We start from the raw sequence: 15048 nt of genomic DNA, 5'->3' as shown, positions 1-15048 counted from the left end.
CCGCACCCCGGCACCCCCAGCACCCCCGACGCCTATGATCCGATGATCATCGGGGCGGTCGGTCCGGTGATCACCGTGACCGCAGGGGGAGCAGCCGATGCACCGCAACGCCCGTCGCCGACGCCCGGACGCCCGCGGCGGCGGCGACCGGGACCGCGCCGGCTGCCTGGGCGTGCTGCTGGCACCCCCAGCCTTCATCCTGGGGCTCGCCCGGGACATCCACGAGTCCCGCCACCGCGAACGCCCCGGCGCCGCCCTCGACCCGGCCATCACCCGGGTGCAGACCGCCCGGACCCTCCTCGGCATCGCCGCCACGCTCTGGCTGCTGTACGCCTACCCGCTGCGCGAGGGCGCCGGGGCCGTGCTGGAGGACAAGCTGGTCGAGGCGCTGGTCAGCGCCCTGGTCCTGGTCGGCATCGCCCCGCTCGCGCTGACCGCCTTCGTGCTGGCGGCCCGGCCGCACCTGCGCCTCGTCTACCGGCGGCGGCTGCGCGGCCCGCTGACCTCGCTGGGCGCGCTGTTCGCCGGCGTGCTGCTCTACGGCTTCGGACCAGTGCTGTTCGAGCAGTTCGACGGCGGCGCGGGGCTGCTGGTCGGCCTCGCCGGCTCGGTGCTGCTGCTGGCCGGCGGGCTGTTCACCCTGGCCTCCGCCGTCCTGGCGGTGCACCACGCCTTCCGCACGGCGGAGGTGCACGACGTGCTGCCCCCGCTGCTCTCACCGGTACTCGTGTGGGTGATGTGCGTCGTACAGCTCCTGGACAGCCCGCCGGTCACCGCGCCGTTGTGGGTGCGGGTCACCTTCCTGCTCGGGCCGCCGCTGTCGGTGACCGCCCTGTCGGCCTGGGAGCTGCGCCGGCTGCAAACGCGCCACGGCCTCACCCTGCGCGGCGCGCTCGGCCGCACACCCGCCGTGGCGCGATAGCCGCGCCGCTCCACGGACCGTCGACTTTCAGCCGTTCTCGCGCAGACCGTCGCCGTCGTCCCGGGGCTCCCCGGTGCCGTCCTCGCGCAGCCCGTCGAAGGCGAGGCGGACCACGGTGTCCACCACCTGCTCCCGGTCGCCGTCGCCGCCGGGGTGCGGGCGGTACCACTCCACCAGGGAGTTGACCATGCCGAACAGCAGCCGGGTGGCCAGCCGTATGTCCACGTCGCCGCGGAGGTCGCCCTCCGCGGCGGCGGCCTTCATCAGGTCCGCCACCCGGTGGTCGAACTCGCGCCGCCGCTCCAGCGCCCACCGCTCGGTGCGGGTGTTGCCCCGCACGCGCAGCAGCAGGGTGACGTACGGCAGCTCGTCCATCAGCACCTCGACGGTGCGCCGGGTCACGTACTCCACCCGCTCGACGGCCCGCCCGTGCCCCGCGCCCGGCTCGTCCAGGATGGTGAACAGCCCGTCCAGCGCCCGGCTGACGGCCCGGCGCAGCAGCTCCTCCTTGCCCGCCACATGGTGGTAGATCGACGACTTGGAGATGCCGGCCGCCTTGGACAGGTGCTCCATGGAGGTGCCGTCGTAGCCGCGTTCGTTGAACACCCCGACCGCCACCGACAGCAGCGTCTCGGGGGTGTAGGTGTCCCGCTTGGCCGTGGTCACGAGCGCTCGCCCTCCTCGCCGGCGCGCAGCCGCACGACCCTGCGGCGCAGCTCCTGGGAGGGGGCGTAGCGGCCGGTCGGGTACTCGTCGTGCAGGTTGAGCAGCGTCTCCAGCACCCACGGCCAGCCCAGCTCCTCGCCCCAGGCCAGCGGCCCGCGCGGATAGTTGACGCCCAGCTTCATCGCGGTGTCCACGTCCTCGGCGCTCGCCACCCCGCGCCGTACGGCGTCCAGCGCGAGGTCGGCCAGCATGGCGACGGTCCGGGCCACGATCATGCCCGGCACGTCGGCGATCACGCTGACCTGCTTGCCGAGCGCCTGGAAGAGCCCGGTGGCGGCCGCCAGCCCGGCCGCCGGGACGGCGGCGGCGGGCGCGAGCGCGACCCGGGTGGCGGTGCGGTAGTCCAGCGCCAGGTCGAGATGGATGGTGGGCGTCTCGGCCAGATCGGCCGCCTGGCCGTCGGCCAGGGCGACGAACGTCCCGCCGGGCAGTTCGATCCGGCCGGGCGGTTCGCTCCCGCCGGACGGTTCGCTCCCGCCGGACGGTTCATTCCCGCCGGGCAGTTCGATCCCGCCGGACGGTTCGATCCCGCCGGACGGTTCGATTCCGCCGGGTCGCCGGCTCTCCGCGCGGTGGACCGTGATCCCGGCCGCCTCGATCAGCTCCACCAGTACGGCGGCGGGCCCGAGGTCGCCGTGGACGGTGACGGCCTGCGGCGCCGGAGCGGGAGCGGCGGTGGCCGGAACCGGACCCTGCGCGTCCTCCCCGTACGCGTACCAGCCCTGCCCGCTCTTGCGGCCGAGCCGCCCCGACTCCACCAGCCGCCGCTGGGAGAGCGACGGGGTGAACCGCGGGTCCTGGAAGAACGCGTCCCACACCGAACGGGTGACGGCTTCGTTCACGTCCTGGCCGATCAGGTCGGTCAGCTCGAAGGGACCCATCCGGAAGCCCCCGCTCTCGCGCAGCACCGCGTCGATGGTGGCCGGGTCGGCGGCCCGCTCCTCGTACACCCGCAGCGCCTCCGCGTAGAAGGGGCGGGCGACGCGGTTGACGACAAAGCCGGGGGTGTCGGCGCAGCGCACCGGCGTCTTGCCCCAGGCGGCGGCGGTGGCGTACGCGCGGTCCGCGGCGGCCGGGTCGGTGGCGTGGCCGCTGACCACCTCCACCAGCGGCAGCAGCGGGGCCGGGTTGAAGAAGTGCAGCCCGACGAACCGGCCGGGCAGCCGCAGCGCCCCGGCCACGGCGGTGACGGAGAGGGAGGAGGTGTTGGTGGCGAGCAGGCAGTCGTCGGCGACCGTCTTCTCCAGCGCGGCGAACAGCTCCCGCTTGACGTCCAGGCGCTCGGCGACCGCCTCCACGACCAGGGCGGCGTCGGCCAGCTCGACCAGGTCGGCGGCCGTGTGCAGCCTGCCGGCCGCGGCGTCCCGCGCGTCGGCCGAGAGCCTGCCCTTGGCCACCAGGCGGTCCAGCCGCCCGCCGATCGCCGAGGCGGCGGCCCGCGCGGCGCCGGGCGCGACGTCGTACAACCGCACCGGGTGCCCGGCGAGCAGGGCGACCTGGGCGATGCCCTGGCCCATGGTGCCGGTGCCGACCACGGCGACGGTCCGCCCGGCGGGCACCCCGGCGGAGGGTCGGTCCGGGGCGGGGACGGCCTCGATATCGGTCATGGCAGTGATCCTCCCCGATGGGTTTTCCACAGGCTCGGGAGACCCCCTTGTCCCGACCGATCGTTCGGTTACTCTAGCCGTGTCCGCCCGTCCCTGCCCAGCTCGACGAGGAGTTGGTCCCGCCATGGCCGCCGCTCAGCTCACCACCGACCACCTGACCGAGAGGCACCGGCCCACGCTGGAGAAGGCCCTCGACGCCATCCGCACCCGCGCCTACTGGTCCCCGCACCCGGAGCACCCCAAGGCGTACGGCGAGGACGGCTCGCTGAGCGCCGCGGACGGGCTCGCCGCGCACCAGGCCGTGCTGGGCCGCCGCTTCGAGCTGGACCAGCCCGGCACGGACGGCTGGACCGGCGGCGAGACCTCGCCGTACGGCCCCGCGCTCGGCGTGGAGTACCCGCACGCCGACGTGGAGGTGCTGCTGCCCGCGATGCGCGCGGCGATGGCGGGCTGGCGGGACGCGGGCCCGGAGACGCGCGCCCTGGTCTGCCTGGAGGTCCTGGCCCGGATCAGCGCCCGCACCCACGAGTTCGCGCACGCGGTCATGCACACCAGCGGCCAGGCGTTCATGATGGCGTTCCAGGCGGGCGGACCGCACGCGCAGGACCGCGGCCTGGAGGCGGTGGCGTACGCGTACGCCGAGCAGGTCCGGGTGCCGCTGGTGGCGGACTGGTCCAAGCCGCAGGGCAAGAAGGAGCCGCTGGAGCTGCGCAAGTCCTTCACCCCGGTGGGCCGCGGCGTCGCCCTGATGATCGGCTGCAACACCTTCCCCACGTGGAACGGCTACCCCGGCCTCTTCGCCTCCCTCGCCACCGGGAACGCGGTGCTGGTCAAGCCGCACCCGCGCGCGGTGCTGCCGCTGGCGCTGACCGTCCAGGTCGCCCGCGAGGTGCTGGCCGAGGCCGGCTTCGACCCGAATCTGGTGGCGCTCGCCGTGGAGCGGCCCGGCGAGGGCATCGCCAAGGAGCTGGCGCTGCGCCCCGAGGTCCGGATCATCGACTACACCGGCTCCACCTCGTTCGGCGACTGGCTGGAGGCCAACGCCCGCCAGGCGCAGGTCTACACCGAGAAGGCCGGCGTCAACACGGTCGTCGTGGACTCCACCGACGACTACCGCGGGATGCTGGGCAACCTCGCCTTCTCCCTCTCCCTCTACAGCGGCCAGATGTGCACCACCCCGCAGAACGTGCTGATCCCCCGGGACGGCATCACCACCGACGCCGGCCCCAAGTCCTACGACGAGGTGGTGGCCGACCTGGCCGGCGCGGTCAGCGGGCTGCTCGGCGACGACGCCCGGGCCAACGCGCTGCTGGGCGCCCTGGTCAACCCGGACGTGCGCGCCCGCCTGGAGGCCGCGCCCGAGCTGGGCGAGGTCGTGCTCGCCTCCCGCGAGGTGGCGCACCCGGACTTCCCCGACGCGGTGGTCCGCACCCCGGTCATCGTCTCGCTGGACGGCGCCAAGCCGGACGCCGACGCGGTCTACCTCTCCGAGTGCTTCGGCCCGGTCGCCTTCGCCGTCCGCGTGGAGTCCACCGCCGACGCGGTCGAGCTGCTGCGCCGCACGATCCGCGAGCAGGGCGCCATGACGGTGGGCGCGTACACCACCTCGCCGGACGTGGAGCGCGCGGTGGAGGAGGTCTGCCTGGAGGAGTCGGCGCAGCTCTCGCTGAACCTCACCGGCGGGGTCTACGTCAACCAGACCTCGGCGTTCTCCGACTTTCACGGCTCCGGCGGGAACCCGGCGGCCAACGCCGCCCTGTGCGACGGCGCCTTCGTCGCCAACCGCTTCCGCGTGGTGGAGGTCCGCCGCCCGGCCTGAGCCAGGCGGCGGCCGGGTGGCCGGGGCAGGGGCTACCCCTGCCCCGGCCCGGCGATCTCCGCGTGCCGCTGCACCCAGGCGTGCATGGCGATCGCCGCCGCCGCGCCCGCGTTGATCGACCGGGTGGAGCCGAACTGCGCGATCGAGCAGACCATCGCGGCGTGCTCGCGCGCCTCCTCGGTCAGCCCGGGCCCCTCCTGCCCGAAGAGCAGCACACAGCGGCGGGGCAGCTCGGTGCGCTCCAGCGGCACCGCGCCCGGCAGGTTGTCGATGCCGATCACCGCAAGCCCCTCCTCGGCGGCCCACGCGGTCAGCGAGGCGGTGTCCGGGTGGTGGCGCACATGCTGGTAGCGGTCGGTGACCATGGCGCCGCGCCGGTTCCAGCGGCGGCGGCCCACGATGTGCACCTGCCGGGCCAGGAAGGCGTTGGCGGTGCGCACCACCGACCCGATGTTGAAGTCGTGGCCCCAGTTCTCCACGGCCACGTGGAAGTCGTGCCGGCGGGTGTCCAGATCGGCGACGATCGCCTCCCGCGTCCAGTAGCGGTAGCGGTCCACCACGTTGCGCCGGTCGCCAGCGGCCAGCAGCTCCGGGTCGTACTGCTTGCCGGCGGGCCAGGGCAGCGGGTGCGGCCCCACGCCCACCTCGGGCGCGAAGCCGTCGTCGTACTGCGCCGGCTCGGCGTCGGCTGCCGGCTCGGCGTCCGCTGTCGGCTCGGCGTCCGGGAGGGCCCCGGCGTCCGGGAGGGTCTCGCTGCTCACCCCACGAGGGTACGGGGGCCGGGCTCGGCGTCGGCCCGCTCGCCGTCGTCCGCCCGCGCCGCCCCGTCGCCGGACCCGTCACGCCGCCGGTTCAGCAGCCGGTCGCGACCGCGTGCGATGCGTGCGCCCAGCCAGACCAGGAACACCGAGGGCAGGAACACCGCGTCCGCGGCGATCATCGCCAGCGAGAAGAAGGGCAGCCCGAGCAGCACCGCGATGCCCGCGTGCTCCGCCATCATCACCGCCAGCAGCACGTTCTTGACCTTGCGGTTGAAGAGCGTGAACGGGAAGGCGACCTGCACGATCACCGTGCCGTAGGTCACCAGCATGACCATGATCCCGCTGGCGGCCAGCAGGTCCGACAGGAACGGCCAGGGCGTGAAGTAGTCCAGCTTGAGCGGGTAGTACAGGGCGGTGCCGTCCTGCCAGCGCGAGCCCTGCACCTTGTACCAGCCGGCCGTGGCGTAGATCAGGCACACCTCGGCCATGACCACCGCCAGGGTGGCGTTGTGCAGGAGGTTGGCGACGACGTCGAGCAGCGCCCGCGGCTGCCCGGGCGCCCGGCGCTCCGCCAGCCACCACAGGCCCTGGGCGAGCCACAGCAGCCAGAGCAGCACCAGCAGCCACAGCTCGCCGCTGCGGTCGCGCAGCAGCACGGCGGTGACCAGCCCGGGCAGCGCCGCCGCCCACAGCAGCGGCCCGGCGACGTCCCGCACGCGTGCTCCGGCCGCCCGCCGCCCGGCCCGGCGGGCGTCCAGCGACCAGACCTGTGAGCAGCGGGTGAGCACCAGGTAGAGCGCCATCAGGTGGATGACGTTGTCGCCGCCGTCTCCCATGAAGACGGAGCGGTTCTGCAACGACAGCACGCCCACCAGGAAGAGCGCGGAGGCGGCCCGGGTGCGCCAGCCGACCAGCAGCGCGGCCGCGCCGAGCACGGCCAGCGCGTACACCACCTCGAACCACAGGGCCGAGTCCGACCACATCAGCACGGTGAAGGCGTGGTTGCCCGCGATCAGCTCGCGCGCCATGTCCCAGCCCCAGGGGCCGTCCGGCCCGTACAGCTCGTACCGGTGCGGGAACTCCCGCAGCAGGAAGAACAGCCAGGTGCCGGCGAACCCGATGCGCACCACGGCGCTCTGGTACGGGCCGAGGGCGGTGGCGGTGACCCGCTGCACCGCCCGGCCCAGCCGCCGGTCCACCCGCTCCTTCGCCCCGGTCGCCTCCGGGGTCTCCTCCCGGGCGCGCGGGCTCATCGGCGGGCCTCCGTCCGGCCGCCGCCGGCCACGGCGGGCAGGTCCGCGGCGGTGACCGTCCACCACGGCAGCACCCGGTGGTAGGCCCGGGTGTCATGCCGCTCGTCGCTCCACGCCGGGGCCTCCACGGTGCGGGTGGAGGAGCGCAACTGGACGCGCTCGACCCGGCCGCCGAGTTCCCGCTCGGACAGCCGCAGCATGGCGATGCGCCGGACGTACTGCTCGGAGAGGTGTCCGCGGCGGCCGTTGGGCCGGTTGTCGTCGGTGTGCGAGTTCACGTAGAAGTCCCAGGCGCGGCGCAGCTCGTTCTGACGGGTGTGGCTGGGCAGCGGTGCGCCCCGGATCGCCGCGCCGTCCTCGGCCGAGAGGTCGATCCAGTCGGTGGTGCGGCGTCCGCCGTCACGGCCGGCGATCTCGGCGCGCACCTGGACGGAGACATTCTGCTGGAGCGGGTTGGGGGCGAACAGCTTCCAGTTCTGCTCGAACTCCGGCAGCACCCAGTCGTCCACCGCCTCGCCGTGCTGCTTGCTCAGCGTGTTCGCGGGCGCGACGTGCAGGAAGACCATCCCCACGTGCAGCAGCCCGCCCACCGCGATGACGGCGAGCGCGACGGCCGCGGTGATCTGGTACGGCAGCGAAAGACCATTGATGCCGGCGCCGGCGGCCTTCGCGGGGGGCGCGGCCGGGCCTCCGGCCGCCTGCGCGGGGGGCGCGGGCGCCTGTGCCGCGGGGGGCGCTGCGCCGTGCGGACCGGGCCCTTCCCCGGCCTCCTCGTCGTACGCGTGCATCCCGCCGCCCCGTTCCGTCCCCACGCCAATGGCCCATCGGAGTTATCCACAGGGTTGACACCTTACGGGCCGTCGACCGACCATTGAAGTCATTCAACCGAACGATCGGTCGGTAGGGGGTCCGATGACGGCAGTGACAGCGGATTCGCACGAGGCGAGCAAGGCGTACGAGGCGGTGTTCGACGCCGCCGTGGCCGCCGACGAGCGCATCGAGCCGCGCGACTGGATGCCGGAGGGGTACCGCACCGGCCTGATCCGGCAGATCGCCCAGCACGCGCACAGCGAGATCATCGGCATGCAGCCCGAGGCGAACTGGATCACCCGCGCCCCCTCGCTGCGCCGCAAGGCCATCCTGCTGGCCAAGGTGCAAGACGAGGCCGGCCACGGGCTGTACCTCTACAGCGCCGCCGAGACCCTCGGGGCCAGCCGCGACGACCTGCTCGACAAGCTCCACAGCGGCCGCCAGAAGTATTCGTCGATCTTCAACTACCCCACCCTGACCTGGGCCGACGTCGGCGCCATCGGCTGGCTGGTGGACGGCGCCGCGATCACCAACCAGGTGCCGCTGTGCCGCTGCTCCTACGGGCCCTACGCCCGCGCGATGATCCGCGTCTGCAAGGAGGAGTCCTTCCACCAGCGCCAGGGGTACGAATCCCTGCTCGCCCTCTCCCGCGGCACCCCCGAGCAGCACGCGATGGCCCAGGACGCGGTGGACCGCTGGTGGTGGCCGTCGCTGATGATGTTCGGCCCGCCCGACGACGAGTCCGCGCACAGCGCGCAGTCCATGGCCTGGAAGATCAAGCGGCACTCCAACGACGAGCTGCGCCAGCGCTTCGTCGACATCTGCGTGCCGCAGGCGGAGTCCCTGGGCCTGACCCTGCCCGACCCGGACCTGAAGTGGAACGAGGAGCGCGGCCACCACGACTTCGGCGCCATCGACTGGGCCGAGTTCCGCGAGGTCCTCAAGGGCAACGGCCCCTGCAACGAACAGCGCATCACCCAGCGCCGCCGCGCCCACGAGGACGGCGCCTGGGTCAGGCAGGCCGCGGCGGCGTATGCGGCCAAGCACCGGGAGGCGACGGCATGACCACCAGCGACTGGCCCCTGTGGGAGGTGTTCGTGCGCTCGCGCCGCGGCCTGTCCCACACCCATGCCGGAAGCCTGCACGCCCCGGACGCCGCCATGGCTCTGCGCAACGCCCGCGACCTCTACACCCGGCGCAGCGAGGGCGTCTCGCTGTGGGTGGTGCCCTCCTCGGCGATCACCGCCTCCTCGCCCGACGAGAAGGACCCGTTCTTCGAGCCGGCCGCCGACAAGCCCTACCGCCACCCGACGTTCTACGAGATCCCCGAGGGGGTGCAGCACCTGTGACCGCCGCCGACCCCGCGACCGCCCCCGCTTCGGCGGCCCCGGCCCTGGCCGCCGAGGCCGCGCTGGCTCTCGGGGACGACGCCCTGATGCTCTCCCACCGGCTGGCCGAGTGGGCCGGGCACGCCCCCGAGCTGGAGGAGGAGGTCGCCCTCGCCAACATCGCGCTGGACCTCCTCGGCCAGGCCCGGGTGCTGCTCTCCCTCGTCGGCGACGAGGACGAGCTGGCGTACCTCCGCGAGGAGCGGGCCTTCCGCAACGCCCAGTTGACCGAGCAGCCGAACGGCGACTTCGCCCACACCATCGTGCGGCAGCTCTACTTCTCCACCTACCAGCGCCTGCTGTACGGCCGACTGACCGCGGCCGCCGGGGCGGGCACGGGCGACGGCGGGCTTGGCGGACTGGCCGCCAAGGCCGTCAAGGAGGTCGCCTACCACCAGGACCACGCCGAGCAGTGGACGCTGCGCCTGGGCGACGGCACCGAGGAGAGCCACCGCCGCACCCAGGCCGCGGTGGACGCGCTGTGGCGGTTCACCGGCGAGCTGTTCCAGCCGCTTCCCGGCCTGGCCGCCGTCGACTGGACCGAGTTGGAGTCCGACTGGCTGACCTCGGTCACCGCCGTCCTCGGCCGGGCCACCCTCACCGTCCCGGACGGGCCGCGCACCGGCGCCTGGCGGGCCGGGGCGGGCCGGCAGGGCCTGCACACCGAGTCCTTCGGCCGGATGCTCGCCGAGATGCAGCACCTGCACCGCAGCCACCCGGGCGCGACATGGTGACCGACGCCGCGCCCACGCCTCTCGAAGAGGAGCTGGCCCGGCTGGCCGGCTCCGTCCCCGACCCCGAGCTGCCGGTCCTCAGCCTGCACGACCTCGGCGTGGTGCGCGGCGTCCGCGTCCTCGCCCCCGGCGCGGTCCGCGTCGAGCTGACCCCCACCTACACCGGCTGCCCGGCCATCGAGGCCATGTCCGCCGACATCGAGCAGGTGCTGCACGCGCACGGCGTGCCCGAGGTCTCCGTCGTCACCGTGCTCACCCCGGCCTGGTCCACCGACGACATCACCGACGAGGGCCGCCGCAAGCTGGCCGAGCACGGCATCGCCCCGCCCCGCCCCCAGCGCGAGGCCGCCGGCCCCGTCCCGCTCTCCCTCGGCATCCGCTGCCCCAACTGCGGCTCCCCGGAGACGGAGTTGCTCAGCCGGTTCTCCTCCACCTCCTGCAAGGCGCTGCGCCGCTGCACCGCCTGCCGCGAACCGTTCGACCACTTCAAGGAGTTGTAGATGTTCCATCCGCTCCGGGTCAGCGAGGTCGAACGGCTCACCGACGACGCGGTCGCCGTGACCTTCGCCCTGCCGCCCGAGCTGCACACCGCCTTCCGCCACACCCCCGGCCAGCACATCACCCTGCGCCGCCCGGTGGACGGCGGTGCGGTGGACGTGCGCCGGACGTACTCGATCTGCTCGCCGGCCGCCGCGGACGGCGAGGCCCCGGTGCTGCGGGTCGGCATCCGGCTGGTGGACGGCGGGGTGTTCTCCACCTACGCGCTCAAGGAACTGGTGGCCGGCGACACCGTGGAGGTCATGGAGCCGATGGGCCGCTTCACCCTGGCCCCTCGCCCCGGCCGGTTCGCCGCGATCGTCGGCGGCAGCGGGATCACCCCGGTGCTCTCCATCGCCGCGACCCTGCTGGCGCGCGAGCCGGAAGCCCGCTTCCACCTGGTCCGCAGCGACCGCACGGCGGCCTCCACGATGTTCCTGGACGAGGTCGCCGACCTCAAGGACCGCTTCCCCGGCCGCTTCCAGTTGGTCACCGTGCTCTCCCGCGAGGAGCAGCAGTCCGGCCTGCCCTCCGGCCGCCTCGACCGGGAGCGGCTGACCACTCTCCTGCCCGCCCTCCTCCCGCTCCCCGACGTGGACGGCTGGTTCCTCTGCGGCCCCTTCGGCCTCGTCCAGGGCGCCGAGACCGCCCTGCGCGCCCTGGGCATCGACCGCGGCCGGATCCACCAGGAGGTCTTTTACGTCGACGAGAGCCCTGCCGCCACCGCGCCCGGCCCGGCCCGCACGGCGTCGCCCGCCGCCACCCTGACCGCCACCCTCGACGGCCGCTCCGGCACCTGGCCCGTCCAGGACGGCGAGTCCCTGCTGGACACGGTGCTGCGCGCCCGCGCCGACGCCCCCTACGCCTGCAAGGGCGGCGTCTGCGGCACCTGCCGCGCCTTCCTGGTCGCCGGCGAGGTCAGCATGGAGCGCAACTACGCCCTGGAACCGGAGGAGACCGACGCCGGGTACGTCCTCGCCTGCCAGTCGCACGCCACCACCCCCGAGGTCGCCCTCGACTTCGACCGCTGAGGCCGCCGGGCCCCGCCCACCGGGCACACGAAGGCGGCGCCGGGCATCACACACCCGGCGCCGCCGACGTCACCCCTGCCGTCAGAGCACCAGCGCCGGGCCGCCGTGCTCCGCCACCATGGGGCGGCCGGCGCCCTCCCAGGCCAGCATGCCGCCGTCAATGTTGACCGCGTCCACGCCCTGCTGCACCAGGTACTGCGTCACCTGCGCCGAGCGGCCGCCCACCCGGCACATCACATAGGCGCGTCGCCCGTCCGCCACCGCCTCGGTCACCTCGCCGAACCGGGCCACGAAGTCGCTCATCGGCACGTGCAGGGCGCCCTCGACGTGCCCGGCCGCCCACTCGTCGGCCTCGCGGACGTCCAGGACCAGCCCGTCGGCCGGCACGGAGACGGCGTCCACCGTGGGCAGCGGTGTGAAACTCATCAGTCGGAACCTCTCTCGTCCACCGGTCGGGCCGGACCCGCCGGGCCGTACGGGGCCAGGCGCGGTCACAGGAAGCAACGTAACCGAAACCGGCTATCCGGCGGCCAGTGCCGCCAGCTCCGCCTCCCGCTCGGCGACCTGCGCGAGCAACTGCTCGGCGATCTCCTCCAGCAGCCGGTCCGGGTCGTCCGGCGCCATCCGCAGCATCGCCCCGATGGCGCTCTCCTCCAGCTCGCCGGCCACCGCGGTCAGCAGCTCCTTGCGGCGGGCCAGCCACTCCAGCCGGGCGTACAGCTCCTCGGCGGGCGTCAGCTCCGGCGGCTGCGGAGCGGGACCGGCCGCCCACTCGGCGGCCAGCTCCCGCAGCACCGCCTCGTCGCCGCGCGCGTAGGCGGCGTTCACCCGGGTGATGAACTCCTCACGCCGCTTGCGCTCGCCCTCCTCCCGCGCCAGGTCGGGGTGGGCGGCCCGGGCCAGCTCCCGGTAGAGCCGGCGGGCCTCCTCGCTCGGCCGCACCTTCCTGGGCGGCCGCACCGGCCGGTCGGTGAGCATCGCGTCCGCCTCGGGTGAGAGTCCGTCGGAGTCCATCCAGCCGTGGAACAGCTCGTCCACCCCGGGCATCGGCATCACCAGCTCGCGGGCCTCCCGGGCCCTGCGCTGGTCCTCCGGGTCCCCGCTGCGGGCCGCCTTGGCCTCCGCGATCAGCGCGTCCAGCTCGTCCAGCCGCGAGTACATGGGGCCGAGCCTCTGGTGGTGCAACCGGGAGAAGTTGTCGACCTCCACCCGGAAGGTCTCCACCGCGATCTCGAACTCGATCAGCGCCTGCTCGGCGGCCCGCACGGCCCGCTCCAGCCTCTCCTCGGGCCGCCCCTCGGGCGCCCCGCCGGCGCGGTCGTCGTCGGTCGGCACGGTGGCGTCGTCGTCGTTCGAGGTCGTCACCCACCCAGCCTACGGTCGATCCGCCCCCGCCCGTCACCACCCGCAGGGCCCCCGGGCATCCGTGCCGGGAAAGCAGGTGGGGGGTCGGGGCGGTCAGACCCCCTCCTCCGCGGCGACGCGGCCGGCGCGGACCGCGGCGACCAGGTCGGCGTGGTCGGCCTCGGTCCGGTCCGCGTACGCCACCGCGAACCGCGCCATCGCCTCGTCCAGCTCCTCGTTCTTCCCGCAGTACCCGGCGAGCAGCCGCGGGTCGGCGCTGTGCGCGTGCGCCCGGGCCAGCAGCGCCCCGGTGATCCGCCCGTAGTCGTCCAGCTCGTCCGCCGTCAACGCGGCCGGGTCCACACTGCCCTTGCGGTTGCGGAACTGCCGCACCTGGTAGGGCCGGCCCTCCACCGTGGTCCAGCCCAGCAGGTTGTCGCTCACCACCTGCATCCGCTTCTGCCCGAGCACCACCCGCTGCCCCTCGTGCGCCGCCTCCGCCACCTTGAAGCCGGCGCCGGGAAGGTAGGGGAGCAGCGCCGACGGCCGCGCCTCCTTCACCTGGAGCACCAGCGCCTCGCCCCGGTGGTCCAGCAGCAGCACCACATACGACCGGGTGCCGACGCTGCCCGTGCCCACCACCCGGAAGGCCACGTCGTGGATCGCGTAGCGGGCCAGCAGCGGCAGCCGGTCCTCCGACAGCGTGGTGCGGTACTCGCCCAGCGCGGCGGCGACCACCGCGGCCTCCGCGTCCGGCACCCGGCGCAGCACCGGCGGGGCGTCGGTGAAACGGCGGCCGCCGTCCTCGCACTCCTCCGTGGACCTGGCCGCGAACCGCGCGCTGGTGTTGTTGCGGGCCTTCTCCGACACCTTCTCCAAGGTGCCCAGCAGATCCCGGGCGCCCGCGTGCGCGAGCAACGGCTCGTCCGCGATGGCGTTCCACGCGTCCATCGCCGGCAGCTTGGCCAGCAGCCGCACCGTGCGCCGGTAGGCCCCGGCCGCGTCGAACGCCGCGGCCCGGCACACGTCCTCGTCCACGCCCCCGGCGCGGCCGGCCAGCACCAGCGAGGTGGCGAGCCGCTTGAGGTCCCACTCCCAGGGACCGGCCACGGTCTCGTCGAAGTCGTTCAGGTCGATCACCAACCGGCCCCGGGCGTCCCCGTACAGGCCGAAGTTCGCCGCGTGCGCGTCCCCGCAGAGCTGCGCGCCGACCCCGGTGACCGGCGTCCCCGCCAGATCGTGCGCCATCAGCCCGGCCGCGCCCCGCAGGAAGGCGAACGGCGTGGCGGTCATCCGCCCCACCCGTATCGGCGCGAGCTCCGGCACCCGGCCCCGGTTGGACTCCTCCACCGCGCGCACCGCGTCCGGCCGCCCGGTGCCTACCGCCGGCAGCTCGGCGTGCGCGGACCGCGGCACCCGCTCCCGCAGCGCCTTGCCCCGCTGCTTCTGCGAGGGCATGCCCGGCACCCCGTCGGAGTCGCCCCGCCGCGCCGCGGCGAAACCGCTCACCACCGGTATCCGCCCGTCGCCCAGGCGCGATCCCACCGCCCGCGCACCGCGCTCGTCGCCGCCGTGCTCGCCGTCAAGCCCCATGAGGTCCCCCGTCCGCGTTCCGCGTTCCGCTTTCCGCTTTCCGCTTTCCGCGCCATGAAGGTACCGCCGACGTCCCGCCCGTCCCACCCCTGTGGACAACGCCCTTGTGGACAACATCCCTGTGGACGAGACGAACCGATCGCCCACCGCCGCCACCCGTTGGCCTGAGACCTTGCTCACAGCTTCCGCGGACGCCCCCGCCGACCGCCCTGACGCACAAACAGCTCCGGCCGGCATCGTCTTGACGATGCCGGCCGGAGCCTTGCTGTGCGCGAGGGGGGAGTTGAACCCCCACGCCCTTTCGGGCACTGGAACCTGAATCCAGCGCGTCTGCCTATTCCGCCACCCGCGCATTGGGTGTTGCTTGCGTGGTTTCCCCGCCGTTTCCGGCGGCGTCCCCTGGCGACACCTGAACATTAGCACGGCCCCGGGGCCGGGTTCACATCCGTTTGTTTCGGCGGCCCGCGACCAGAAGAGACGACAGAGGAGAGAGGAACGCCGAGGTCCTCGCACCGCCGCACCC

The 15048-nt window shown here is 74.1% G+C and carries 15 protein-coding genes and 1 tRNA gene; 7 read left to right on the top strand and 9 right to left on the bottom strand.

Features of this window, described 5'->3' with window-relative positions; translation table 11 throughout:
* Nucleotides 1-97: 97 nt before the first annotated feature.
* A complete protein-coding gene (locus C6N75_RS08185; RefSeq protein WP_105868191.1) occupies nt 98-922 on the top strand; it encodes a hypothetical protein in 825 nt (274 codons plus the stop codon).
* A gap of 27 nt (nt 923-949) precedes the next feature.
* Here C6N75_RS08185 and C6N75_RS08180 read toward each other — a convergent pair whose 3' ends face one another.
* On the bottom strand, nt 950-1588 hold the full coding sequence (locus C6N75_RS08180; RefSeq protein WP_105868190.1) for a TetR/AcrR family transcriptional regulator: 639 nt from the start codon (nt 1586-1588) through the stop codon (nt 950-952).
* Nucleotides 1585-3255, bottom strand: a complete 1671-nt coding sequence (locus C6N75_RS08175; RefSeq protein WP_105868189.1) for a 3-hydroxyacyl-CoA dehydrogenase — start codon at nt 3253-3255, stop codon at nt 1585-1587. The genes C6N75_RS08180 and C6N75_RS08175 overlap by 4 nt, the downstream gene beginning before the upstream one ends.
* Before the next feature lie 124 nt (nt 3256-3379).
* Between C6N75_RS08175 and paaN the strand changes: the two genes are divergently transcribed.
* Nucleotides 3380-5074, top strand: a complete 1695-nt coding sequence (paaN, locus tag C6N75_RS08170; RefSeq protein ID WP_105868188.1) for a phenylacetic acid degradation protein PaaN — start codon at nt 3380-3382, stop codon at nt 5072-5074.
* A 32-nt stretch (nt 5075-5106) separates the two neighbouring features.
* Here the strand turns inward: paaN and C6N75_RS08165 are convergent, their stop codons facing one another.
* The 3 genes from C6N75_RS08165 to C6N75_RS08155 are packed head-to-tail and all read right to left on the bottom strand — an operon-like array spanning nt 5107 to nt 7876.
* On the bottom strand, nt 5107-5835 hold the full coding sequence (locus C6N75_RS08165) for a TrmH family RNA methyltransferase (RefSeq protein ID WP_105868187.1): 729 nt from the start codon (nt 5833-5835) through the stop codon (nt 5107-5109).
* Nucleotides 5832-7088: an HTTM domain-containing protein gene (locus C6N75_RS08160; protein WP_105868186.1), complete on the bottom strand. Its 1257-nt coding sequence runs from the start codon at nt 7086-7088 to the stop codon at nt 5832-5834. The genes C6N75_RS08165 and C6N75_RS08160 overlap by 4 nt, the downstream gene beginning before the upstream one ends.
* Nucleotides 7085-7876 (bottom strand): DUF5819 family protein, encoded by a 792-nt coding sequence (locus C6N75_RS08155; protein ID WP_105868185.1) that lies wholly within the window; start codon nt 7874-7876, stop codon nt 7085-7087. The genes C6N75_RS08160 and C6N75_RS08155 overlap by 4 nt, the downstream gene beginning before the upstream one ends.
* Nucleotides 7877-8000: 124 nt before the next feature.
* On the opposite strand from C6N75_RS08155, the gene paaA reads away from it, so the two are divergent.
* From paaA to C6N75_RS08130, 5 genes are read left to right on the top strand one after another with little or no spacing between them, the layout of a single operon-like run.
* A complete protein-coding gene (gene paaA / locus C6N75_RS08150) occupies nt 8001-8963 on the top strand; it encodes a 1,2-phenylacetyl-CoA epoxidase subunit PaaA (RefSeq protein WP_105868184.1) in 963 nt (320 codons plus the stop codon).
* Nucleotides 8960-9247, top strand: a complete 288-nt coding sequence (paaB, locus tag C6N75_RS08145; protein ID WP_105868183.1) for a 1,2-phenylacetyl-CoA epoxidase subunit PaaB — start codon at nt 8960-8962, stop codon at nt 9245-9247. Before paaA ends, paaB begins: the two co-directional genes overlap by 4 nt.
* Nucleotides 9244-10020, top strand: coding sequence for a 1,2-phenylacetyl-CoA epoxidase subunit PaaC (gene paaC, locus C6N75_RS08140; protein ID WP_105868182.1), 777 nt, complete (start codon nt 9244-9246; stop codon nt 10018-10020). The genes paaB and paaC overlap by 4 nt, the downstream gene beginning before the upstream one ends.
* Nucleotides 10014-10520: a 1,2-phenylacetyl-CoA epoxidase subunit PaaD gene (paaD, locus tag C6N75_RS08135; RefSeq protein ID WP_105868181.1), complete on the top strand. Its 507-nt coding sequence runs from the start codon at nt 10014-10016 to the stop codon at nt 10518-10520. The genes paaC and paaD overlap by 7 nt, the downstream gene beginning before the upstream one ends.
* On the top strand, nt 10521-11588 hold the full coding sequence (locus C6N75_RS08130) for a 2Fe-2S iron-sulfur cluster-binding protein (protein ID WP_105868180.1): 1068 nt from the start codon (nt 10521-10523) through the stop codon (nt 11586-11588).
* A gap of 81 nt (nt 11589-11669) precedes the next feature.
* On the opposite strand, the gene C6N75_RS08125 is transcribed toward C6N75_RS08130, so the two are convergent.
* The 4 genes from C6N75_RS08125 to C6N75_RS08110 all read right to left on the bottom strand — a co-directional run bounded on the left by C6N75_RS08125 (nt 11670) and on the right by C6N75_RS08110 (nt 14877).
* Entirely contained in the window at nt 11670-12014 is a 345-nt protein-coding gene (locus C6N75_RS08125) for a rhodanese-like domain-containing protein (RefSeq protein ID WP_105868179.1), read from the bottom strand.
* Between the two features lie 93 nt (nt 12015-12107).
* Entirely contained in the window at nt 12108-12923 is an 816-nt protein-coding gene (locus tag C6N75_RS08120) for a hypothetical protein (RefSeq protein WP_105868192.1), read from the bottom strand.
* 123 nt (nt 12924-13046) lie between these two features.
* The gene (locus C6N75_RS08115) at nt 13047-14525 is read right to left on the bottom strand and encodes a DUF2252 domain-containing protein (protein WP_105868178.1); all 1479 of its coding nucleotides are present in this window, start codon (nt 14523-14525) and stop codon (nt 13047-13049) included.
* A gap of 268 nt (nt 14526-14793) precedes the next feature.
* Nucleotides 14794-14877 (bottom strand) — tRNA-Leu (locus tag C6N75_RS08110).
* Between the last annotated feature and the right edge of the window lie 171 nt (nt 14878-15048).

This window comes from Streptomyces solincola (assembly GCF_002982015.1).
GTDB lineage: Bacteria > Actinomycetota > Actinomycetes > Streptomycetales > Streptomycetaceae > Streptomyces > Streptomyces solincola.
Note: the sequence above shows the minus strand (reverse complement) of the source record. Positions and strands in the feature narration are given on the sequence as shown.

Bases quoted from the DNA above. Each gene is read 5' to 3' on its own strand.
- paaD (WP_105868181.1), top strand. From the start codon at position 10,014: ATGGTGACCGACGCCGCGCCCACGCCTCTCGAAGAGGAGCTGGCCCGG.
- paaB (WP_105868183.1), top strand. From the start codon at position 8,960: ATGACCACCAGCGACTGGCCCCTGTGGGAGGTGTTCGTGCGCTCGCGC.
- C6N75_RS08175 (WP_105868189.1), bottom strand. From the start codon at position 3,255: ATGACCGATATCGAGGCCGTCCCCGCCCCGGACCGACCCTCCGCCGGG.
- C6N75_RS08155 (WP_105868185.1), bottom strand. From the start codon at position 7,876: ATGCACGCGTACGACGAGGAGGCCGGGGAAGGGCCCGGTCCGCACGGC.
- C6N75_RS08130 (WP_105868180.1), top strand. From the start codon at position 10,521: ATGTTCCATCCGCTCCGGGTCAGCGAGGTCGAACGGCTCACCGACGAC.
- C6N75_RS08160 (WP_105868186.1), bottom strand. From the start codon at position 7,088: ATGAGCCCGCGCGCCCGGGAGGAGACCCCGGAGGCGACCGGGGCGAAG.
- C6N75_RS08125 (WP_105868179.1), bottom strand. From the start codon at position 12,014: ATGAGTTTCACACCGCTGCCCACGGTGGACGCCGTCTCCGTGCCGGCC.
- paaA (WP_105868184.1), top strand. From the start codon at position 8,001: ATGACGGCAGTGACAGCGGATTCGCACGAGGCGAGCAAGGCGTACGAG.
- C6N75_RS08185 (WP_105868191.1), top strand. From the start codon at position 98: ATGCACCGCAACGCCCGTCGCCGACGCCCGGACGCCCGCGGCGGCGGC.
- C6N75_RS08115 (WP_105868178.1), bottom strand. From the start codon at position 14,525: ATGGGGCTTGACGGCGAGCACGGCGGCGACGAGCGCGGTGCGCGGGCG.
- paaN (WP_105868188.1), top strand. From the start codon at position 3,380: ATGGCCGCCGCTCAGCTCACCACCGACCACCTGACCGAGAGGCACCGG.